Source organism: Ponticoccus litoralis, from assembly GCF_039769985.1.
Lineage (GTDB): Bacteria > Pseudomonadota > Alphaproteobacteria > Rhodobacterales > Rhodobacteraceae > Ponticoccus > Ponticoccus litoralis.
Window position 1 is genome coordinate 3,079,704 of record NZ_JBDNCH010000002.1, and the last position, 20,970, is coordinate 3,100,673.

A 20,970-nucleotide genomic window follows, 5' to 3' on the forward strand; every position below is an offset into this window, starting at 1 on the left:
ATGCGACTGAGACTGGTTCCCGAGACAACCAACTGGAACTTCTTCGCCCGCCCGACGCTGTGGCTGGGCATCTCGGTGGTGATGATCGTCATGGCGCTGGTCAGCTTCGGCCTGCGTGGCCTGAACTACGGCATCGACTTCCAGGGCGGCACGACGATCCGCACCGAAAGCGCGCAGCCGGTGGACGTGGGGGCCTATCGCGACGCGCTGGCCGCGCTGGAGCTTGGCGACGTGGTGATCTCCGAGGTCTACGACCCCAATTTCGGTCCCGACCAGAACGTCGCCATGGTCCGCATCCAGGCGCAGGACGGCGAGGAAGCGGTCAGTGCCGAGGTCATCGAGACGGCCCGCACGGCGCTGCAGGGCGTGGCCGAGGACATCCGCTTCGTCTCGGTCGGATCGGTGGGTCCGAAAGTGTCGGGAGAGCTGATCCAGACCGCCGCCATCGCCGTGACGCTGGCCATCGCGACGGTGCTGATCTACATCTGGCTGCGCTTCGAATGGCAGTTCGCGCTGGGGGCGGTGATCGCGCTGGTGCATGACGTGGTGCTGACCATCGGCATCTTCTCCGAGGTCGGCATCCGCTTCGACCTGTCGATCATCGCGGCGCTGCTGACCATCGTGGGCTATTCTCTGAACGACACGGTGGTGGTCTTCGACCGGGTGCGCGAGAACCTGATCAAGTACAAGTCCAAGGACCTCAAGGAGGTGCTGAACCTCTCGATCAACGAGACCCTCAGCCGGACCTTCATGACCTCTTTCACCACGCTGATTGCGCTGATCTCGCTGTTCGTGCTGGGCGGCGACGTGATCCGGGGCTTTGTCTTCGCAATGATCTGGGGCGTCGTGGTCGGCACCTATTCGTCGATCTTCGTGGCCTCGATCATCCTGCTGAAGCTGGGGGTCAAGCGCGACTGGACGACGCCTCCGGGCCAGCAGGGCAACCAGTTTGGCAACATCGATGCCTGACCTCTGGGCCAGCCTCCTCGCGACAGAGGGGCTGGCCTTGCTGGGACCGGCAGCCTTCGCCGCGGGGCTGGTGCGCGGCTTTTCCGGCTTTGGCACGGGGCTGGTCTTCCTGCCGGTCGCGGCGCAGATCCTGTCGCCCTTCGGGGCGATCCTCGCGCTGATCTTCATGGAGCTGCTGGCGCCGCTGCCGAACCTGAGACGGGCACGGGCCTCGGTCGAGCGGCCCGACCTGCTGCGGCTGACGCTGTCGGCCTTCCTGCTTCTGCCGGTGGGGATCTTGGTGCTGACCCGGGTGCCGCCAGAGCTTTTTCGCCTGATCGTCTGCGGCCTTGCGCTGGCCATGCTGGCGGTGCTGCTGGCCGGGCTGCGCTGGCGCCGCCCGGTGCCGCCGCGCGCGGTGCTGGGGATCGGCGGCCTTTCGGGCTTTCTGGGCGGGGTGGCGGGGCTGCCCGGGCCGCCGGTGATCCTGTTCTACATGGCCCGCCCGCTGGAGCCCGCGCGCATACGCGCGACGATCCTGCTGTATCTCTTTGTCTTCGACCTTCTGCTGACCGGCTGGATGGCGGGCTTCGGCCACCTGGTGCCGGAATATGCGCTGCTGGGGCTGCTGCTGGGGCTGCCGGGCATGCTGGGCAACTGGCTGGGCGGGCGGCTGTTCGATCCGGCCCGCGAAGGGCTGTATCGCGGCGCGGCCTATGGGTTGATCGCGCTGGCGGCCTTGTCGGGCCTGCCGGTCTGGGGCTAGGGTGCCGCCATGCGCCTGAACGAGATCACCTACGAGGATGCGGCCCCTGTCGAGGGCTATGGACCCGGCTTCTTCCGGGTCTCTGGGCAGGTCCACGAAGGGCCGATGCTGCTGTGGGCGCGCGGCAAGGCGTCCTGGGGCGGGCTGTCGGATGCGGCCAGCCTGCTGACGCTGGCGGGCCATGTGGATGTCCTGTTCGTCGGGGTCGGGGCCGAGATGGCCTATCTGCCGGGCGCGCTGCGCGCCGCGCTGGACGAGGCCGGGCTTGGGGTGGAGGTGATGAACTCGCCCTCGGCCTGCCGGACCTACAACGTGCTGCTGTCCGAAGGGCGGCGGGTGGCGCTGGCGGTGCTTCCGGTCTGACGCGCCGGCGCGAGGCCCTGTCGCAGGGTATTTTTACCAAGAAGAAGCAGGGGGTTGCGTCCCTGTCCTGATGTGGGTCTCTGCGTGGCGAAGGGGCTGGTCTGGCCGCCGGGCTTGGGCTAACCCTTGGGCATGGATTTGATCGCGACGGATCTGGGTGTGGCGCGCGGCGGCGTGCCGGTGCTGGAGGGGGTGGGCTTTGTGCTGCGCCCGGGCCGGGCGCTGGTGCTGCGCGGGCCGAACGGCGCCGGGAAGACGACGCTGTTGCGCACCGTGGCGGGCTTGCAGCCGCCGCTGTCGGGGCGGATCGAGGGCGCCGGGGAGCGGGTGGCCTATGCGGCGCATTCCGACGGGCTGAAGGCCATGCTGACGGTCGCGGAGAACCTGCGCTTCTGGGCGCGGGTTTTCGGGACCAAGGATATCGGGGCGGCGTTGGAGGGCTTCGACCTTACCGGCCTGGGCGACCGGCTGGCGGGCACCCTGTCGGTACGGGCAGAAGCGGCGGCTGGGGCTGGCGCGGATGGCGGTCACGGGGCGGCCCGTCTGGGTTCTGGACGAGCCGACCGTATCGCTGGACGCGGGGGCGGTCGCGCTGTTTGCCGAGGCGGTGCGGCGGCATCTGGCGGCGGGCGGATCGGCGCTGATGGCCACGCATATCGACCTTGGGCTGGCCGAGGCGGAGGTGCTGGACGTGACGCCCTTCCGCGCCCGGCCCGGGGTTGCCGCGGAAGACGAGGCCTTCCTGTGATCGCGCTGCTGTCGCGGGATCTGGCGCTGGCGGTGCGGGCGGGCGGCGGGTTCGGCCTTGGGCTGGCCTTCTTCCTGATCGTCACGGTCCTGGTGCCCTTCGGGGTCGGGCCCGAGACCACGCTTCTGGCGCGGATCGCGCCCGGGGTCCTGTGGATCGGGGCGCTGCTGGCCTGCCTGCTGTCGCTGGACCGCATCCTTGCGCTGGACTGGGAGGACGGCTCTCTCGACCTTCTGGCGACGGCGCCGCTGCCGATGGAGGGGATCGTCAGCGTCAAGGCGCTGGCGCATTGGATCACCACCGGCCTGCCGCTGGTGCTGGCGGCGCCGGTGCTGGGGGTGCTGCTGAGCCTGCCGGTCGAGGGATACCTCTGGGTCTTCCTGTCGCTGGCGCTGGGAACCCCGGCGTTGTCGGTGATCGGTACCTTCGGCGCGGCGCTGACCGTCGGGCTGAAGCGCGGCGGTCTCTTGATGTCGCTTCTGGTGCTGCCGCTTTACGTGCCGACGCTGATCTTCGGCGCAGAGGTGGCACGGCGCGGGGCCGAGGGGTTGGCGGTCTCTGCCCCGCTGGCGATGCTGGCGGGGATCAGCTGCGGGGTCATCGCGGTGCTGCCCTTTGCCAGCGCCGCCGTGCTGCGGATCAACCTGCGCTAGCGGCCGGGACGGGCGCGGCCTCTGCGACCTTGGGGGCGGGCCGGGGATGTTGCCTCTCACCGAGAATTGAGGTGTATGGGGAGGCGCGACCGCAGTAGGAAAAGTCATGTCGATCTGGGACTACGCCAATCCTGTGAAGTTCATCCGCACCGCGGACCACATCCTGCCCTGGGTGTCCGGTGCGGCGCTGCTGTGCCTTGTCACGGGGCTTGTCTGGGGCTTCTTCTTCACGCCGGACGATTTCCGGCAGGGGTCCACCGTCAAGATCATCTACCTGCATGTGCCCGCCGCGCTGATGGCGATCAATGCCTGGCTGATGATGCTGGTGGCCTCGCTGATCTGGATCGTGCGTCGCCATCACGTCAGCGCGCTGGCGGCGCGGGCCGCCGCCCCGATCGGCGCCGTCATGACCGTCATCGCCCTGGCGACCGGGGCGATCTGGGGGCAGCCCATGTGGGGCACCTGGTGGGCACTGGGACCCGCGGCTGACCTCCTTCCTGATCCTCTTCCTGTTCTACCTCGGCTACATCGCCCTGTGGGAAGCCATCGAGAGCGACGACACGGCGGCGGATCTGACCGCGATCCTCTGTCTTGTCGGCTCTGTCTTCGCGGTGCTCAGCCGCTACGCGGTGAACTTCTGGAACCAGGGGCTGCACCAGGGCGCCAGCGTGATGCGGGCGGGCGCCATCGCGGGGGACACCGAAGAGCGCGTGTCGAACGTCTTTGCGGTGCCGCTGTTCGTCTGCATCGCGGGTTTCGTGCTGCTGTTCGTGGCGCTGGTCCTGCTGCGGACACAGACCGAGATCCGCGCCCGTCGGACGCGGGCGCTGCTGGCTCGGGAGCGGGTGGCATGATGCCGGAACTGGGGAAATACGCGGTTGCGGTGCTGTCCAGCTATGCCGTCTCGTTGGGGCTGATCCTTGCGCTGGTGGCGCTGACGCTGCGGCGTGCGCGGCGCGTGCGGGCGGATCTGGAGAAGGTCGAGGAAAGGGTGAAGCGTGGCTAGGATTCCGGTCTTGATGATAGTGCCGCCGCTGGTCTTCGGCGCCTTCGGCTTCATGGCCTGGATGGGGCTGGGGCGCGAAGGCGCGAACGAGCTGGAAAGCGTCTTCGAGGGCCGTCCGGCCCCGGCGATGACCGAAGTGGCGCTGCCGGGCTATCCCGCGATCACGCCCGCCGATCTGGCGGCGGGAGAGGTCACGCTGGTGAACTTCTGGGCCTCGTGGTGCCCGCCCTGCCGCGCCGAACACCCCGAGCTGAAGCGGCTGGCGGAAAGCGGCGTGCGGCTGGTGGGCGTGAACTTCAAGGATCAGGAGAAGACCGCGAAGACCTACCTGGAAAACGACGGAAACCCCTTCCTTGCGGTGGCCTTCGATCCGGCGGGTCGGACGGCGATCGACTGGGGGGTGACGGCGCCGCCAGAGACCTTCATCCTCGATGGCTCGGGCACGGTGGTGTTCAAGTTCGTCGGGCCGCTGATCGGCACCGACTATGAACAACGCTTTGTCCCGGCGCTTGAAAAGGCCCTGGCGGCAGAGAAATAGCCGCGGGCGGTCAGATGGCGGGGCAGGGCGCAGGGCCAGGCCCCGGGGACTGCGGGACCGCCTGGGACGGACCCGCGAGCAGGGTTAGAGGTCGCAGCGCTCTGACACCTCCATGGTTGTGGCGCAGCTGGGTTGTTCCGGCTGGTGGGCGCTTGCGTAGGCCCCGAACATGGCCAGCAGCAAGAGGGCGCCGGCCTGAACGACTGTGATGAGTTTCATGAATACGCCTCGTGTTTTCTTATTCTTTGTAGCTGTGGATTTGGATTTCGAAATGGAAGGGCGGCAAGGGGATTTGTCGTAGGACAGGCGGGCCATGATGAAATCCTGCGCAGGTGTATGCCGGTTGCCGCCGAATTCGGCGCGAAATCGCCGGACCGTTTCGGAAAACCCGGTCGGCTTGAAAGAATCTTAGGCAAAACCTGAAGCCCGCGCAGGTCCGGAAAACCCGGCCTGCGTGTCAGGGGCCGCGCGGCAGGGTTGCGCGGTAAGGGACCGGCCTGCAGGCGCGCAGCCGGGGGGCTGCGGTCGGGCCGAAGACCGCCCGCCGAGGCGATGCGGGCGGACCACCCGGCGCGGGTGATCCATGCTCTGGTCAGGAGAGCATCGCGTTTGCGCCGATCTCGTTGGCGATCTTGCTGCGTTTCTCGCGCATGTCCGCCTCGACCCAGCCGGGGATCAGGAAGGCATCGACGATCCACCAGATGGCGAAGATCGCCAGCAGGAGCAGGCCCACCATGAAGACGGCGGTGAAGATGCCGATCCAGCACAGAAGCAGCATGACCACGGCGCTGCCGGTCTTGCCCATGTAAAAGCGGTGTGCCGCGAAGCCCGACAGGAAGAACCACAGCAGATAGGCGATCAGGGGGATTTCTTCTCGTTGTTCAGTCGTTGTTCGACCAGCATTTGTTGTTGTGTATCCAAAGCCATATCAGCTGCCTTTCTGGTTAAAATCACTGTTTTCCGAGCATTGTCGTATCCGGGAAGGAAGGCAATCGTGTGATGCCATGGCGGCGCTTGGAGGGCGCGCCTGTCAGGGTGCCCGAGCCTGACCTACCCCAGATGCGGCAGGGCGGTGTCGAAGACCGTGTCGGCGATCAGGCGACCGATGCGCAGGCCCTCGGTGTTGTCCGCCTCCCAGTGGATGCCGCCGTATTCGCGGCTGGCGCCCGCCTCTTCGGCGGCCTGGCTGAGGCTGGTGAAAGAGCGCCGCACGCCCTTCAGTTGCATCGGCCAGTTCACGAGGTCGGGTGCGTAGCCGGTGAAGGAAACCATGTCCCTGTCCAGCAGATGCGCCAGCATCCGGGCCGAGGCGCCGGAGAAGGTCGAATGCCCCGAGGTATAGGCCGGGAAGGGCGGTGTGGGGATCAGGGTCTGCCAGTCCGGGTCGTGGAAGCGGGCGAACCTGTCCTGCGGCAGGACCGTGGTGCGGATCGCGGTTTCCGGGCGCAGCACGTCCAGGTCGAACTTGCAGTCCCATGTCACGATGGCCGCATCGGCCTGCGACAGGCTGATCAGCGCCATGAAGCGCGCCTGATCCACAAGGTCCAGCCCCTGCCGCTGCAGCAGGTCCATGGCGATGATCTGCCAATGTCCCGGGGCGTGGCGCCGCGCGGGCCGTCCTCCCAGAAGAAGGCGATCTCGGCCTGATCCTCTGTGCGGTAGGTGCTGGTGGCGCCGCCCCACATGAAGACTTTCTCCAGTTGGCGCAGGAACTCGCGGCTGTCCTGTCGCGGGAAGGGGCGGGGGCGGAAGTCGCGGGCGTTGCCGACGACAAAGGGCTGGATCCTGCCCCAGCCGGGCAGCAGCGGCGGGCCGTATTGCTTGAAGGTCGGGCCGTTCTCGGCGGCGAAGAAGGGGCCGGTGGGTTGCCATGCCATCGGGCCGTCGAGCTTGCCGTAAAGCAGCCCGCGCGAGGCATCGGTGCCGTCGCCGGCGCGGTCGGCCAGCACGGCCCAGGCCACGGCGGCGCCCCATGCCACGCCGTTGGTCTTGGCCTCGCCGTCCGGCAGCCCCGCGAGAAAAGCCTCCAGCGCGCAATTGTCCTGTTGGAACAGCGCCTTCAGCACGGTCGAGACGGCGGCACCATAGGCGACCTGCGGGTCCACCGGCGCGGGCGGGTCCGGCAGGTTGACGGGGCTGGCGTAGCGCGGCGACAGCCCGTTGACCGCGGCAAAACCGGCAAGGTGGCCGATGGCAAAGGCGCGGGTGGCGGGCGGCGGCGGGGTTGCAGTGTCGCGCACCGCCTGCACCAGCGCATCGGACCAGGCCATGACCGGCGTCATGTTGCCCGGCGAGACGACGCCCTCGATGTAAGAGACACGGGCCGCGCAGGCCGTGTCTGCCGTGGCCCGGGGGCTGGCGGCGACAAGCGCCGCGGCGGACAGACCCGCAAGCGCGGCGCGGCGGGTCAGCGGGGCGGATGGCGTGTAAATGGACATGGTGCAAATCTCCGGCTCAAATTTCCGTTACTTCGGATTTTTCACAGGAGAATGCAGGCTGGCAAGGGGTTTGCGGGCATGTCCCCGCAGATCCCGTGGCCCGCGCATCGTTCCCGGAATTGATTCCCGAATGCGGATGGGGCTTCGGGCGTTCCGGGCGGCGGGCCGCGCAGCTGCGCGGTGAGTCGCGGGGCCAGCGGGCGGGGCAGGCGGGCGCTATCGCCGGGGCGCATCCCGGCCTGCGCGCCGCCTGAAACCGGGGTCGGCGCAGCGCCGGACAAAGAAAAACCGCCGGGCGCGTGGGGCGCCCGGCGGTCGGATTGTCTCGGAAGCGGTGGCCTTACTCGGCGGCGACCGGCGCGTCCTGCGCGAGGTTGCGCAGCACGTAGTGCAGCACGCCGCCGTGCTCGATGTACTCCACCTCGATGGCGGTATCGATCCGGCACTTGATCTGGATCTCCTTGGTGGAGCCATCCGCCATGGTGATCGTGCAGGGCACGGTTTCCAGCGGCTTGATCGTGTCCAGACCCGAGATCGAGACGGTTTCTTCCCCGGTCAGGCCCAGCGATTTGCGGGTGTCGCCGCCGGTGAACTCGAAGGGAATAACGCCCATGCCGACGAGGTTCGACCGGTGGATCCGCTCGAAGCTCTCGGCGATGACCGCCTTGACGCCCAGCAGCGCGGTGCCCTTGGCCGCCCAGTCACGCGAGGAACCCGCGCCGTACTGTTCGCCGCCGAAGATCACCAGAGGCGTGTCCTGATCCTGATAGGCCATGGCCGCGTCGTAGATCGAGGTCTGCGCGCCGTCGGGACCCTTGGTATAGCCGCCCTCGACGCCGTCCAGCATCTCGTTCTTGATGCGGATGTTGGCGAAGGTGCCGCGCATCATGACCTCGTGGTTGCCACGACGCGAGCCGTAAGAGTTGAACTCGCGCACCGGCACCTGACGTTCCACCAGATACTGACCGGCGGGGGTGGTTTCCTTGAAGGAGCCTGCCGGAGAGATGTGGTCGGTGGTGATCATGTCGCCGAGGATCGCCAGAACGCGCGCGCCCTCGATGTTCGAGATCGACCCTTTCTCCTTGCCCATGCCCTGGAAATAGGGCGGGTTCTGGATATAGGTCGAGGTCGCCGGCCAGTCGTAGGTTTCCTGCTGCGGAACCTCGACGCCCTGCCACTTCTCGTCGCCCTTGAAGACGTCGGCATACTTCGACTGGAAGGCCTCGCGGGTGACGGTCTTCTCGACCAGATCCGCGATTTCCTTCTGCGTCGGCCAGATGTCCTTCAGGTAGACGTCATTGCCGTCCTTGTCCTGACCCAGCGGCTCGCGGGTGATGTCGACGTTCATGTCGCCCACCAGCGCATAGGCCACCACCAGCGGCGGCGAGGCGAGGTAGTTGGCGCGCACGTCCGGGCTGATCCGGCCCTCGAAGTTGCGGTTGCCCGACAGGACCGAGGTGCCGATCAGGTCGTAGGTGTTGATCGCCTTCGAGATCGGTGCCTCGAGCGGACCGGAGTTGCCGATGCAGGTGGTGCAGCCGTAACCCACAAGGTTGAAGCCCACCGCATCGAGGTCCTTTTGCAGGTCCGCGGCTTCCAGGTAGGCGGAAACCACCTGAGAGCCCGGCGCCAGCGAGGTCTTGACCCAGGGCTTGCGGTTCAGACCAAGGGCCGCCGCCTTGCGCGCCACGAGGCCCGCGCCGATCATCACGTAGGGGTTTGAGGTGTTGGTGCAGGAGGTGATCGAGGCGATCACGATGGAACCGTCGTGCAGCTGGTAATGGCCGTCCTCGGTTTCCACGTAGCCGCGGGCGTGATGGCCCTCGTCGCCGGGGATCTCGCGCGGCTCGGGGGCGCCGCCCTCACCTTCCCAGCGGACTTCGTCCTTGGCCGAGGCGTCCTTGCCGGCGCGCACGCCCTTGACGTAGTCGGCGAAGGTCTTGGCGGCCTTGTCGAGCGCGATGTAGTCCTGCGGGCGCTTGGGGCCCGAGATGGCGGGGACGATGGTGCCCATGTCCAGCGACAGGGTGTCGGTGTAGACCGGGGCATAATCCGCGCCGCGCCAGAAACCGTTTTCCTTGGCGTAGGCCTCGACCAGCGCGATGCGGTCTTCGTCACGGCCGGTGTTGCGCAGGTAGCGCAGGGTCTCGTCGTCGATCGGGAAGAAGCCGCAGGTGGCGCCGTATTCCGGGGCCATGTTGGCAATGGTCGCGCGGTCGGCCAGCGGCAGGTTGTCGAGGCCCTCACCGTAGAATTCCACGAACTTCGACACCACGCCCTTGGCGCGCAGCATCTCGACGACCTTCAGCACGAGGTCGGTGCCGGTGGTGCCTTCCATCATGGCGCCGGTCAGCTCGAAGCCCACGACCTCGGGGATCAGCATCGAGATCGGCTGGCCCAGCATCGCGGCCTCGGCCTCGATCCCGCCCACGCCCCAGCCCAGCACCGCTGCGCCGTTGACCATGGTGGTGTGGCTGTCGGTGCCCACGAGGGTGTCGGGGTAGGCCACGGTCTCGCCGTTCTGGTCCACGTCGGTCCAGACCGTCTGGGCGAGGTATTCCAGGTTCACCTGGTGGCAGATGCCGGTGCCCGGCGGCACCACGCGGAAGTTGTCGAACGCGGTCTGACCCCACTTGAGGAAGGTGTAGCGCTCCATGTTGCGCTCGTACTCGCGGTCCACGTTCATCTGGAAGGCGCGCGGGTTGCCGAATTCGTCGATCATCACCGAGTGGTCGATCACGAGGTCGACCGGGTTCAGCGGGTTGATCTTCTGCGCGTCGCCGCCCGGGGCCTTGATGCCGTCGCGCATGGCCGCAAGGTCGACCACGGCGGGCACGCCGGTGAAGTCCTGCATCAGCACGCGGGCCGGGCGGTAGGCCAGTTCACGGTCGCCCTTGCCGCCGTTCTTGGCCCAGTCGGAGAAGGCCTTGATGTCGTCCAGCGTGACGGTCTTGCCGTCCTCGAAGCGGAGCATGTTTTCCAGCACCACCTTCAGGGCGGCGGGGAGCCGCGAGAAGTCGCCGAGACCGGCGGCCTCTGCGGCGGGAATGGAATAATAGGCAAGGGTCTTGCCGCCGGCGGTCAGGGTCTTGCGGACCTTGGCGCTGTCGTGGCCTACGGTGATGGGCATCTGGATACCTCCGATGGGGTAACGGAATTCAAGGTGTCTGTGCGCCGGGATGGTGCGCCATGCTGCAGGCGCATTCAAGGGCATTCAGCGAACCACGGTATACCGTGGTATGCGATCACCTAGTCGCCTGATTGCGCGGCGTCAAGGCCCGGGGGCGCGGCATTTGCGACAGGCCCTGGCTGTCACACTCTCTCTCGAATGATTGATTGGCAAAGACAAGGGTGCTCTTTTACCTCGGGATGGCAACACTCGACGACAGGACTCCCATGTTTTCAAAGACCGCTTGGCTGGTGATCCCCTGGCTTGCTGTGGCCGGGGCCGTGGCGGCACAGGACGGCGCCGACCGCGCGCCGGTGGTGGTGGAGCTTTTCACCTCGCAGGGCTGTTCCAGCTGTCCGGCGGCGGATGCGCTGCTGGCCGAGATGGCGGGGCGCGAGGACATCATCCCGCTGGCGCTGCACGTGGACTACTGGGATTACATCGGCTGGGCCGACGGCTTTGCCCAGCCCGAGTTCACCATGCGCCAGAAGGGCTATGCCCGCGCCGCCGGAGAGCGGCGGATCTACACGCCGCAGATGGTGGTGAACGGGCGCGAGGACGTGGTGGGCTCGCGTACCGCTGAAGGTGGCGGCGCTGATCGAGAAACACGCGGATACGCCGCCCAAGGTGGCGCTGACCCTGAAGCGCGAGGGCGACCGCCTGCATATCCATGCCCGCGCGCTGGAAGCCACGCGCCCCTGCGTGGTCTACGCGGTGCAGTACGAACCGGCGCGCGACGTCATGATCGAACGCGGCGAAAACGCGGGGCGCAGCATCCGCTACACCCATATCGTGCGCGACTGGACCGAGGTCGGAACCCTGCCGGAAGACGCCCCCTTCGAAGCGATGATGACCGTCGACGCGGCCCTGCCGGTGGTGGTGCTGGTGCAGGAAGATCGCTTCGGCCCCATCGTCGCGGCGGCGCGGCTGGAGTGACCGGCCCCGGTTTGCCGAGCCGTCCCGCCGGGGTCTGCCGGCGCCGGAGCTGAAGACGATCCGCCGCGTCGCAACCGGGCGGGAAGGGCCTTGTCGCCGCTGTTCTCGGCGTGACTGCCTTGGCGGAAGGCCCTTCCGGCGGGCCGCTGCCATGCCTCCCGGGGGCGACGGGGGCGGGAAGGGCCTTTGCGGAAATCTCCTGCACATGGACAGCGGGCAGAGAAGGCCCTTCCGGCGCGGCCTGAACCGTATCGCGACACCCGGAAGGTAGGGGGACAGGCGCCCCGGGGCGCTTTCGTCACACCCCGCGGCTCGGCCTCAGCGCCCGGCCTGCGCCTCGGCCTTGCGGCGGCGTTTTTCCCGGCGGCGGGGCTTCCAGCGGCGGTGCGTCCAGAGCCATTGCCCGGGGTCGGCCTCGATCCGCGCCTCCAGCCGCCGCGTCGCCTCTTGCATCATGCCCCGTGGGTCGCCGTGCGGGATCGGCTCTTCGATCACCGTGTCGAAGCCGTAGCGGTCGGCGCGGCGGATGCCGAAGTAGGGCAGCAGCAGCGCGCCGGTCTTGACGGCGATCTCGGCGGGCGCCAGCGAGGTCGGCGCGGGCTGTCCGAGGAAATCGAGCGGGGGGCCCGCGCTTTCGAAGACGTCGAAGGCCATGGCGAGAATGCCGCCGCCCCGCACGTGTTTCAGCAGGGCCTTGAGGCCCGCAGGCCCCTGTTCGAAGACCGGCTCGCAGACGTCCCGGTAGTTCTGGATGTAGCGGGCATTGGCATAGGGGTTGGCCATGGGCCGCAGCAGGCCCGCGACCCTGTGCCCCCGCGCCACCGAGGGCCGAGCGCGCGCAGATCGGGCTGCCGTAGTGGCCGGTCAGCAGGATCACCGGGCGGCCTTCGGCGCGCGCGGCCTCGAAGGCGGCGAGGCCGGGGCCGGTGACCGGGTAGGCGGCGCCGCGCTTCAGCATCTCGGCGGGGTCGTAGTTTTCCACCAGCGCGCGGGCGAGGTTGTCGATGGCGGCCTCGGCGATGGCGGTCTTGCGCGCCGGCGGGGTGCCGGGCCAGACGTGGTCGAGATTGGCCTCCACCCGGGCATGGTAGCCAAGCGCGGGCGCCAGCAGGCGGCGCACCAGCCAGCTGGTCAGCGCCAGCCGCGACCGCACCGGCAAGAGGCGCAACAGGGCAATGGCTGTCGAGAGCGCGGCATTGGACAACCGGTCCTGCCAGCCGCCGCGCGGGGCGGCGGCGGATCGTGCCTTCTTGGCCGGGGCCTGTGGTTTCGCTGTCATGACGGCGTTCTAGGCGCCTGCGGGAGGGGCGGCAAGAGGCCGGGGGGTCCGGCCGGTTCCGGGGGCGCCTCCGCTGCCCGGTTGCGGCACAGGCGTTTAGTCCTCGCCGTCCGGGTCGATCAGCTCGATCTCGCCGACGCCCACCAGGTCGCGAATGGCGGCGACCACGGCGCCCATGGCCTTTTCGCCGGCCTTGGGTTTGACCGTGCCCTTGACCCCGGCCTCTTCGCGGATCGACTCTGCCATGCGCCCGGACATGTTCGACAGCAGGAAATCGGCGGCGCGCCGGTCCTCCTCCGCCGTGGCGGCGGCGATGGCCGTGGCCAGCGTATCGGGCTGCACGTCCCGGGTAATCTTGGGCACGTCGATGGCATTGAGCCGGTCGGGGATATTGGCGAAGGTGAAGATCGACCGGCGCACGGCCTCTGCGAATGCGGCATCCTCCTGTTCGAGGTTTTGAAGCAGTTCCTCGCGCACCGTGGCCTTGGAGTAGTTGAGGATCGCCCCCAGCCGTTCGTCGGGCCGCGCGGCGAAGGCCTTTTCCGGTTCGGCATCCAGTTGCGCCGCGAGGCTGAGACCGATGCGGTCGACGGCATCGGGGGTGACGCCGGTGGTCATCGAGACCGCGTAGGAAATCCGCCGCGCCCTGTCGCCCGGCAGCCCGGCCAGCACGGCCGCGGCCTTGCCCACGTCGATCTTGGACATCATAACGGCGGCGACCTCGGTGCTTTCGGACAGCACCAGTTTTTCCAGCCGCCCGGCGTCAAGCCGGTTGATCCGGACCCATGGGTCGCCGGTCTGGCGCACCCCGGCCTCCTTCCGCAGCCGCGAGGCGGTGCGCGGGCTGATGTGGCCGTCGAGCGCGCTGAGCGCCCGGGCCATGTCGCCGGGGAAGGACAGGCCGACGGATTCCAGTTCGGACGAGAATTCGGACAGCACGGCGTTCAGCGTCTCGCGGTCGATATAGCGCATGTTGCCCATCAAATGCGTCAGTTCGGCCTGATAGGCGTCGGGCAGGTTGGACAGCGGGACGTCCGAGTCCTCGTTCAGGAGGAACTGCACCACGATCGCCGCCTTGGCCTTGCGGGAAAGCGGCGGGCGGGTGCCGGGGCCGGGAAGGGCGAGGGCGGTCATCCGGAAACGAGATCCTTCGAGGGGTCTTTGGTACAGGCCTAGCGGTCTCCGGGTTTCCGGAAGGTTAAACGAACAAATCGAAGGAATTCTCCGATCCCCTCCGGCTCCGATCAGGCGGATTTTCGTCGAGTTGTCCGCATCGGGCGGGGCCGGGCTTAACCTTGCGTTAGAACATGGCGGGCCAATCATGGCGGACCCGAAGCCTAGCGAGTGCCCCATGTCCGTCGTGCCCCTCAAAGCCCCAGCCCCCCGACAGGTCGACAGTTGCCTCGTGGTCGACGACGATCACTTCGACAGGATGCTGCTGCGGCGCTGCCTCGGGCGCGACCGACCGCATCTGCGGATCGACGAAAGGGCCTCGTTGACAGCGGCGCGTGACTATCTTGCGTGCAACCGGGCGGACCTGATCGTGCTGGACCACCGGCTGCCCGACGGCAAGGGTGCAGAGTTCGCGGCTGAATTGCGCCGGGATGAAACACTGCGGGACACGATGATCTGCGTCGTCACCAGCCAGGATATCAAGGCGCTGGACGCGGCGGTCCCGGCCCTGTCGAAGGACGGGCTGGACAGCAGGACGCTGTGGTCGCTGGTGGGGGAATACCTGTCGATCTGCGATATCGCCAGCGGCTCGGGCGAGGCGCTGGCGGTGAAGGGGTTCGGTGAAGCCATGCAGGACAGGCTGGCACCGCAGCTGTCGCGCATGCTGCGTTTGCTGCGCAGTGCCCGGGCGGGGTTTGGCAAGGCGGCACCGCGCCAGACGGAAGCGGAGCTGGAGCGGCTGGAGGCGACAATCCTGTCGCTGTCCGACTGGGTGGTCCAGACGAGGGATGATCGGGCGGGGGATGACCGGGCGGGGGCGGCGTGCCGGAAAGGCAACCAGTCCGGGGCCCGATCCCCGGATGCGACGAATGGCGGGACGGAAGCGGTGTCCGGCGACATTCAGGGATCGACGACCTGAGCGGCGGGACCGGCACCACCGCGCGAAACCGCAAGCGGGCCGCCCGTCACCGGACAGTCCGTGGTCTTGATCGGCAAGGCCGGGCCGCGCCTCAGCCCGAGACGGGAACGCAGGTCTTGCTGTCTTCGCTGTAGGTCGTGCCGTCCGCACAGGACATGGCGGCCTGCCGGTCGTGCCCGCATTCGGCATGGGCCAGTAGCGGCGTCAGTGTCAGGGCGGTTGCGGCGAGAAGGGTCTTGATCGTCATCGTGATACCTCCGTTGAGCAGGGGAAAGGTAGCACGGGTCCGGGTTTCGTCCAAAAGCTTCCGCTTCCGGGATCTGCGAAGAGCGGCCCGCTGCCCGATTGACGGGCAGCGGGTGCGGCGGCCTGCTCAGCCCTCGTTGAAGACGCGGGCGAAGATCGTGTCGACGTGCTTGGTGTGATAGCCGAGGTCGAATTTCTCGTTGATCTCCTCCTCGGAGAGGGCGGCGCGCACCTCTTCGTCGGCCAGCAGTTCCTCGCGGAAGTCCGAGCGCGTGTCCCAGACCTTCAGCGCGTTGCGCTGCACGAGGCGATAGGCGTCCTCGCGGCTGACGCCGGCCTGCGTCAGCGCCAGCAGCACGCGCTGCGACATCACCAGGCCGGGGAACTTGTTCATGTTCTCCAGCATGTTCTCGGGGTAGACCAGCAGCTTGTCGATGACGCCGGTCAGCCGCGCCAGCGCGAAGTCCAGCGTGATCGTGGTGTCGGGACCGATGTTGCGCTCGACCGAGCTGTGCGAGATGTCGCGCTCGTGCCAGAGGGCCACGTTTTCCATCGCCGGAACGACGGCCATCCGCACGAGGCGCGCGAGGCCGGTCAGGTTCTCGGTCAGCACCGGGTTCTTCTTGTGCGGCATGGCCGACGAGCCCTTCTGCCCCATCGAGAAGAACTCTGCCGCTTCCAGAACCTCGGTCCGCTGCATGTGGCGGATCTCGGTCGCGATGTTCTCGACGCTGGAGGCGATGACGCCCAGCGTGGCGAAGAAGGCGGCGTGGCGGTCGCGCGGGATGACCTGCGTGCTGATCGGCTCGGGGACAAGACCCAGCTGCTCGCAGACATGTTCCTCGACTGCGGGGTCGATATTGGCGAAGGTGCCGACGGCACCGGAAATCGCGCCGGTGGCGATCTCGGCGCGGGCGTCGCGCATGCGCGAGAGGTTGCGGTCCATCTCGGCGTAGAAGCGCGCGAAGGTCAGGCCCATGGTGGTGGGCTCGGCGTGGATGCCGTGGCTGCGGTCGATGCGGACGGTGTCCTTGTGCTCGTAGGCGCGGCGCTTGAGGGCGGCCAGCAGGCCTTCGAGATCGGCGATCAGGATGTCGGCGGCGCGGGTGAGCTGCACGTTGAAGCAGGTGTCGAGCACATCCGAGGAGGTCATGCCCTGATGCACGAAGCGCGCCTCTTCGCTGCCCACGTGTTCGGCAAGGTGGGTCAGGAAGGCGATGACGTCATGTTTGGTCACGGCCTCGATCTCGTCGATGCGGGCGACGTCGAATTCCACGTCCCGGGCTTTCCACACGGCTTCGGCGTTTTCCTTCGGGATCGTGCCGAGCTTGGCCATGGCGTCGCAGGCATGCGCCTCGATCTCGAACCAGATGCGGAACTTGGTCTCGGGCGACCAGATGGCGACCATGTCGGGGCGGGAATAGCGGGGGATCATCGGCAGCGTCCTTTGGGTGGGATTTGGCGCGGGTGATACGATCTGGGCGCCTTGGGGGCAAGGGTGGCGCGCGGGGCGGTGCAGGGTGCGGGGCGCACCGGTGCCCGTGCTTTCCGGTCCAATGCCGCGCGGCTGGCGCCCTGACAAGGTATTTGGACCAAGAAGAAGCAGGGGGCTGCGTGCCATGGCGGCGAGGGACGCTTGTGGCGGCGAGGGACATGGGGCGGGGCCGGGTGGCATCCGGAGCGGCAGGAGGCGGTACGGACCTTGTCGACGGGATGCGCGGGGGGGCGGGGGCAGGCCCGCGCGGGCGGTGTGGCCCGTGCGGATCAGGCGGGCATGCGGTCGGGAAGGGAGGCAGGGCGGCGGGGACGCCGGGAGATGCAGCTTGGGCGACATGGGGTGTTTCCCGGCGCGGTCGCGGCATGGTAAAGGCGCGGGACGTGGCAACAGGTCGGGCATTCCGGTGCATCTTGCGGATTTCATGGGGCTCTGGCGGCTGGACCGGCGGATCGTGCAGGCGGATGGTGTCGAAGGCGCCTTTGCCGGGCAGGCGGAGTGGTTGCCCGCCGATCACGGTGCGCTCTATGTCGAGACCGGCACTCTGGTGATGCCCTCGGGCCGGTTCCGGGCCGAGCGGCGCTATCTCTGGGAGGCGGATCTGACAGTGCGCTTCGACGACGGGCGGTTCTTTCACCGGGTGCCCGGGGCGGGGGGCGCCACGGGGCATTGGTGTGACCCCGACCGGTATGATGTGACCTATGACTTCGACGGCTGGCCGGCGTGGTCCTGCCGCTGGGTGGTGCGCGGGCCGCGCAAGGACTACGCGATGACCAGCCACTACGCACGGGCCTAGGTCGCGCGCTCAAGGCGTGGCGCGCGGGACACAGCGGGCCGGCCCCGGCGGGAGCCTAAGGTGATGATTTGGCGGGGTTTAGCGCCATCATCGGCGGCGTATACAGTGGTGTCCTGCTAACATCATGAAAACCCTGGGTTTTCGGCCTTTACTTCGGCGGGGTGGCGCGGCAGGGTCGAAGGCAAATTCGAGGATCCGAGGACCGATGCCGCCCATTCCCGACCACCCCCTGCGTTACAAGCTGGCAAACGAGTTGCACGCGCGCCCCTTTCCGGCGCTGAAGCCGCCGGCGCGTGCGGTCTACCTTGCCATCAAGCAGGCGCGCGACGCGGCGGCGCGGGACCGGGACGCGGATCTGCAACACCTGATCGCCCTGCTTGATCGCTATGGCTGTCAGCACCCGCAGCCCGGCGCCACGCATTTCAGCGGCAGGATCGGGCAGCACGTGCTGAAGTGGGAACAGCACACCGAGTTCGTGACCTACACTGTCTTCCTTTCCGGGCTGGGCGAGCGCGCCTTCGACCCGGCGGATTTCGAGGTTTTTCCGCCCGACTGGCTGGAGGCGGCGCCGGGCGTGCGCGTGACCTCGGCCCTGCTGCGCGTCGAGACCCGGCGGGACGATACGCAGGTGTCGGCGCAGGCCTCGGAGTGGCTGGTGCCGGAAAGCATGGCGATCAGCGCGGTGGTCGATGGCGATGCGGTGATCGCGGGCGATTTCCGCATCGATCCGGCGGGGCACCAGCGCTTTGCGCTCTTTGTGCGCGAGGGGGTGGGATCGCGCCGCGTCGGGCGGATCGTGCAGCGGGTCTGCGAGATCGAGACCTACAAGGCGATGTCCATGCTAGGCTTTACCCGCGTGCGCGAGATCGGCGCGCGCATGGGCGAGATCGACCGCGAGCTGTCGCGCCTGATGCAGGACATGACGGAGGGAGAGGGCCCCGAGGAAGAGACGCTGAAGGCGCTGCTGGCGGTCTCGGCCGAGCTGGAGAACCTCTCGGCCCGCACGGCCTTTCGTTTCGGCGCAACCGGGGCCTACGAGGCGATTGTCTCGCAGCGCATCGAGGTGCTGCGGGAAGAGCGGTTCCAGGGGCGGCAGACCTTTTCCGAATTCATGATGCGGCGCTACGACCCGGCGATGCGCACGGTCAAGAGCGCCGAGCGGCGGCTGGAGGCCATGGCGCATCGGGCGACCCGCGCGGCGGACCTGCTGCGGACGCGGGTCGAGGTCGGACGCTCGGCGCAGAACCAGCAGTTGCTGGAAAGCATGAACAGGCGCGCGGAGCTGCAATTGCAGTTGCAGAAGACGGTCGAGGGCTTGTCGGTGGTGGCGATCAGCTACTACGCGGTCTCGCTGGTGGGTTACCTGATGTACCCGGTCGCCGAGCTTCTCGGCCTGTCGAAGGGCACGATGACGGCCCTGATGGTGGCACCGGTGGTGTTGGCGGTCTGGCTGATGATCCGCCGCATTCGCCATCACGTCGAGGACGCGGGCCCCGATATCTGACCGCGCCTGACCCGAATGTGCGCCTTGCGGCGCACAGGTCGGTTTGCGCTCGGGCCGCGCAGGCCTTGGAGAGGGCGCTGCCCTCCCCAAACCCCTCCCGAGGTACTTTGGGGACCAAAGAAGCGAAAAAATGCTCCCCTGCTTCTTTGGTCTTTCAAATACCCTTGGGGGAGGGAGCGCAGCGACCGGGGGCAAAGCCCCCATCTTTCGGTGGCATTCATGCCCCTTTGGGGGCGGGGGATACAGGGCCTGCGGGCATGGTGGATGCCCTGTCGCGCTGTGGTCTGGATCAGGGGCTACTCTGCCGGTTGCAGCGCCGCGCCGCGCGGGTTGCGCGTGAGAGCGGCGTTCATGGCAAGGCCACCCGTGGCGATGGCGGCCAGCGCCAGAAGGGCGGCGAAGGAGAGGGTGGGGATGCCTGCAAGGCCCGCGCCCACGGTGCAGCCCCCGGCCAGCACGCCGCCCAGGCCCATCAGCACGGCACCTGTCAGGTAGCGTCCGGTTTCCCGCGGCGCGGTGAAGCTTTGCCAAGTGAAGCGGCGCGCGGCCAGCGCGGACAGGAGGCTGCCGGCGAGGACGCCTCCGACCAGTCCGACACCGAAGCCCGCGGGGATGGAGCTGGAGGCCACGGTCCAGAACAGCGTATCGGCCCGGGGCGAGGTGAACGACAGCGATTGCAGCGCGATAGGGTCGAAGTCGTCGTAGAGGACAAAGCCGGTGCCGACCCAGGCCAGCGGCACGAGGGCGCCCAGCAGCGCGGCGCCGATCAGCGACAGGGGGCGGTTGCCCGACCGCAGCGCATAGGCCAGCGCCGCAAGCGCCAGCAGCGCGGACCAGAGCGCTGCGCCGCCGGGCAGGTTGGCAAGGCTCACCGTCTCGCCCAGGTCCAGCGTCCATGCGCCCAGCGTCGTGCGGACCGGCGCCAGCACGCCTTTCAGCGTCGCGTGGGCGGCAATGGCAAAGACCACCAGCACGGTCACGGCGCGCAGGTTGCCGGTGGCGCTCAGCACCGTCAGGCGCGAGATGCAGCCGCGTGTCAGCACCATGCCGGCGCCGAACATCAGCCCGCCCGTGACGATGGCCACGACCGGCAGGCCGGAGGCCATGAAGCGGTGGTCGCCGAAGTCGATCAGGCCAAGGGCGACCGCCCCCTGTGTCCCGAGGATCGCCACCGCAAGCGCGGTCAGCCAGACGCCCATGGCCTGACGGCGGTCTTCTCCGACGAGGCTGCGGCGAAAGCAGAACTTCGTCCGCTCGGCCAGGATGCCGAAGAGCGCGCCGACGATCAGCGCGAAGAAGACGGAGACCTGCGGTGCGGTCAGGGTCTCGAAGCCGAGGGATCCGAACATGGGAGCCTCCGGAAGGGGCGGATTTCAGGAATTGTTTGCCAATTGAGGGCAATCGCGGCGGATGGCAAGGCCCGCGCCTTGCGGGGCGCCATGGTGCGGCGGGACGGCGTTCCGCAGGCTGCCATCGGGTGGAAACGGGCGTTTTGGTTGCGGTGCGTTGATTGTGAGCGCTTTCGGGCTCTGCCACGGGGGTGGGCCGGGCGTTCTTATTTGCTCTTGGCCGGGGCGGCGGGCATCCGCAGAACGGTTCGCAGCGTCTGAAGGGGGCGCGCGGTGCCGGATCTCTTCGCTGGATGGGGCTGTCTTGGCGCCCCTTGCCCTTGGCGCGGTGGATCCGGAGGGCGCCGGTCCCGCGCGCAGGAGGCTTACACAGCGGCAGAACAAGACCGAGAGCGTTCCGCTTTTGGGGTGGCGCGAACGGGCGGCGCAGAGCTGCCATGCAACCCTTTGAAACCATACGTTCCGTTAGGAAGGATGGTGCCCGGGGGCGGAATCGAACCACCGACACGAGGATTTTCAATCCACTGCTCTACCCCTGAGCTACCCGGGCACGGGTGAAGGTCTGTCCTTCGGGTGGAGGCGGTCTAGCCGAGGCGCTCGGTACTGTCCAGAGCAATTGCACGACTTTTTTCGCCCATCGCATC

At 68.0% G+C, this 20,970-nt stretch carries 20 protein-coding genes, 1 tRNA gene and 4 pseudogenes; 13 read left to right on the forward strand and 12 right to left on the reverse strand.

All coding sequences use genetic code 11. The features are described 5' to 3' along the window. The 8 genes and pseudogenes from secF to ABFB10_RS16300 all read left to right on the forward strand — a co-directional run bounded on the left by secF (window position 1) and on the right by ABFB10_RS16300 (window position 5,022). Window positions 1–969, forward strand: coding sequence for a protein translocase subunit SecF (secF, locus tag ABFB10_RS16265; RefSeq protein WP_347167300.1), 969 nt, complete (start codon window positions 1–3; stop codon window positions 967–969). Further along, entirely contained in the window at window positions 962–1,714 is a 753-nt protein-coding gene (locus ABFB10_RS16270; RefSeq protein ID WP_347167301.1) for a TSUP family transporter, read from the forward strand. The genes secF and ABFB10_RS16270 overlap by 8 nt, the downstream gene beginning before the upstream one ends. A gap of 9 nt (window positions 1,715–1,723) precedes the next feature. After that, entirely contained in the window at window positions 1,724–2,077 is a 354-nt protein-coding gene (locus ABFB10_RS16275) for an Mth938-like domain-containing protein (RefSeq protein ID WP_347167302.1), read from the forward strand. Between the two features lie 132 nt (window positions 2,078–2,209). Next, a pseudogene (gene ccmA / locus ABFB10_RS16280) lies at window positions 2,210–2,825 on the forward strand (heme ABC exporter ATP-binding protein CcmA). Further along, window positions 2,822–3,478, forward strand: a complete 657-nt coding sequence (ccmB, locus tag ABFB10_RS16285; protein WP_347167303.1) for a heme exporter protein CcmB — start codon at window positions 2,822–2,824, stop codon at window positions 3,476–3,478. Before ccmA ends, ccmB begins: the two are co-directional and overlap by 4 nt. A gap of 106 nt (window positions 3,479–3,584) precedes the next feature. After that, a pseudogene (gene ccmC / locus ABFB10_RS16290) lies at window positions 3,585–4,332 on the forward strand (heme ABC transporter permease CcmC). Beyond that, complete coding sequence (gene ccmD, locus ABFB10_RS16295; protein ID WP_082055966.1) at window positions 4,332–4,484, forward strand: heme exporter protein CcmD; 153 nt, start codon at window positions 4,332–4,334, stop codon at window positions 4,482–4,484. The pseudogene ccmC and the gene ccmD overlap by 1 nt, the downstream one beginning before the upstream one ends. A gap of 13 nt (window positions 4,485–4,497) precedes the next feature. Further along, window positions 4,498–5,022 carry a DsbE family thiol:disulfide interchange protein gene (locus tag ABFB10_RS16300; protein ID WP_347168041.1) on the forward strand — a complete coding sequence of 175 codons (525 nt, stop codon included), beginning with the start codon at window positions 4,498–4,500 and terminating at the stop codon, window positions 5,020–5,022. A gap of 84 nt (window positions 5,023–5,106) precedes the next feature. Here the strand turns inward: ABFB10_RS16300 and ABFB10_RS16305 are convergent, their stop codons facing one another. From ABFB10_RS16305 to acnA, 5 genes are all read right to left on the reverse strand, one after another. Next, complete coding sequence (locus tag ABFB10_RS16305; protein ID WP_347167304.1) at window positions 5,107–5,241, reverse strand: hypothetical protein; 135 nt, start codon at window positions 5,239–5,241, stop codon at window positions 5,107–5,109. 373 nt (window positions 5,242–5,614) lie between these two features. After that, complete coding sequence (locus tag ABFB10_RS16310; RefSeq protein ID WP_347167305.1) at window positions 5,615–5,827, reverse strand: TM2 domain-containing protein; 213 nt, start codon at window positions 5,825–5,827, stop codon at window positions 5,615–5,617. Window positions 5,828–6,072: 245 nt separating this feature from the next. Beyond that, entirely contained in the window at window positions 6,073–6,594 is a 522-nt protein-coding gene (locus ABFB10_RS16315; protein ID WP_347167306.1) for a vanadium-dependent haloperoxidase, read from the reverse strand. Beyond that, window positions 6,534–7,460, reverse strand: a complete 927-nt coding sequence (locus ABFB10_RS16320) for a phosphatase PAP2 family protein (protein ID WP_347167307.1) — start codon at window positions 7,458–7,460, stop codon at window positions 6,534–6,536. The genes ABFB10_RS16315 and ABFB10_RS16320 overlap by 61 nt, the downstream gene beginning before the upstream one ends. A 340-nt stretch (window positions 7,461–7,800) precedes the next feature. Continuing rightward, the gene (gene acnA, locus ABFB10_RS16325) at window positions 7,801–10,590 is read right to left on the reverse strand and encodes an aconitate hydratase AcnA (protein ID WP_347167308.1); all 2,790 of its coding nucleotides are present in this window, start codon (window positions 10,588–10,590) and stop codon (window positions 7,801–7,803) included. A gap of 266 nt (window positions 10,591–10,856) precedes the next feature. On the opposite strand from acnA, the pseudogene ABFB10_RS16330 reads away from it, so the two are divergent. Beyond that, window positions 10,857–11,147 (forward strand): annotated as a pseudogene (locus tag ABFB10_RS16330) (DUF1223 domain-containing protein); the annotation flags it as partial. Window positions 11,148–11,214: 67 nt separating this feature from the next. After that, window positions 11,215–11,565, forward strand: coding sequence for a DUF1223 domain-containing protein (locus tag ABFB10_RS16335; RefSeq protein ID WP_347167309.1), 351 nt, complete (start codon window positions 11,215–11,217; stop codon window positions 11,563–11,565). 318 nt (window positions 11,566–11,883) lie between these two features. Here the strand turns inward: ABFB10_RS16335 and ABFB10_RS16340 are convergent, their stop codons facing one another. The 3 genes and pseudogenes from ABFB10_RS16340 to ABFB10_RS16350 form a co-directional block, all read right to left on the reverse strand. Then, window positions 11,884–12,348 carry a lysophospholipid acyltransferase family protein gene (locus tag ABFB10_RS16340; RefSeq protein WP_347167310.1) on the reverse strand — a complete coding sequence of 155 codons (465 nt, stop codon included), beginning with the start codon at window positions 12,346–12,348 and terminating at the stop codon, window positions 11,884–11,886. A gap of 127 nt (window positions 12,349–12,475) precedes the next feature. Beyond that, window positions 12,476–12,844, reverse strand: a pseudogene (locus tag ABFB10_RS16345) (lysophospholipid acyltransferase family protein); the annotation flags it as partial. Between the two features lie 96 nt (window positions 12,845–12,940). Further along, window positions 12,941–13,978 (reverse strand): flagellar motor switch protein FliG, encoded by a 1,038-nt coding sequence (locus ABFB10_RS16350; RefSeq protein ID WP_347167311.1) that lies wholly within the window; start codon window positions 13,976–13,978, stop codon window positions 12,941–12,943. 217 nt (window positions 13,979–14,195) lie between these two features. On the opposite strand from ABFB10_RS16350, the gene ABFB10_RS16355 reads away from it, so the two are divergent. Continuing rightward, entirely contained in the window at window positions 14,196–14,936 is a 741-nt protein-coding gene (locus ABFB10_RS16355; protein ID WP_347167312.1) for a response regulator, read from the forward strand. 91 nt (window positions 14,937–15,027) lie between these two features. On the opposite strand, the gene ABFB10_RS16360 is transcribed toward ABFB10_RS16355, so the two are convergent. Next, window positions 15,028–15,183: a hypothetical protein gene (locus ABFB10_RS16360; protein WP_347167313.1), complete on the reverse strand. Its 156-nt coding sequence runs from the start codon at window positions 15,181–15,183 to the stop codon at window positions 15,028–15,030. Window positions 15,184–15,309: 126 nt separating this feature from the next. Continuing rightward, window positions 15,310–16,617, reverse strand: coding sequence for an adenylosuccinate lyase (purB, locus tag ABFB10_RS16365; RefSeq protein WP_347167314.1), 1,308 nt, complete (start codon window positions 16,615–16,617; stop codon window positions 15,310–15,312). Window positions 16,618–17,014: 397 nt separating this feature from the next. Here purB and ABFB10_RS16370 point away from each other — a divergent pair, with 397 nt between their 5' ends. Both ABFB10_RS16370 and ABFB10_RS16375 read left to right on the forward strand, forming a co-directional pair. After that, window positions 17,015–17,473 (forward strand): DUF6314 family protein, encoded by a 459-nt coding sequence (locus ABFB10_RS16370; protein ID WP_347168042.1) that lies wholly within the window; start codon window positions 17,015–17,017, stop codon window positions 17,471–17,473. A gap of 205 nt (window positions 17,474–17,678) precedes the next feature. Further along, window positions 17,679–18,977, forward strand: a complete 1,299-nt coding sequence (locus tag ABFB10_RS16375; RefSeq protein WP_347167315.1) for a DUF3422 family protein — start codon at window positions 17,679–17,681, stop codon at window positions 18,975–18,977. A gap of 296 nt (window positions 18,978–19,273) precedes the next feature. Here the strand turns inward: ABFB10_RS16375 and ABFB10_RS16380 are convergent, their stop codons facing one another. Together ABFB10_RS16380 and ABFB10_RS16385 are read right to left on the reverse strand one after the other, a co-directional pair. Then, window positions 19,274–20,326, reverse strand: coding sequence for a YeeE/YedE family protein (locus ABFB10_RS16380; protein WP_347167316.1), 1,053 nt, complete (start codon window positions 20,324–20,326; stop codon window positions 19,274–19,276). A 475-nt stretch (window positions 20,327–20,801) separates the two neighbouring features. Further along, window positions 20,802–20,876: transfer RNA gene (locus ABFB10_RS16385), tRNA-Phe, on the reverse strand. Window positions 20,877–20,970 lie beyond the last annotated feature (94 nt).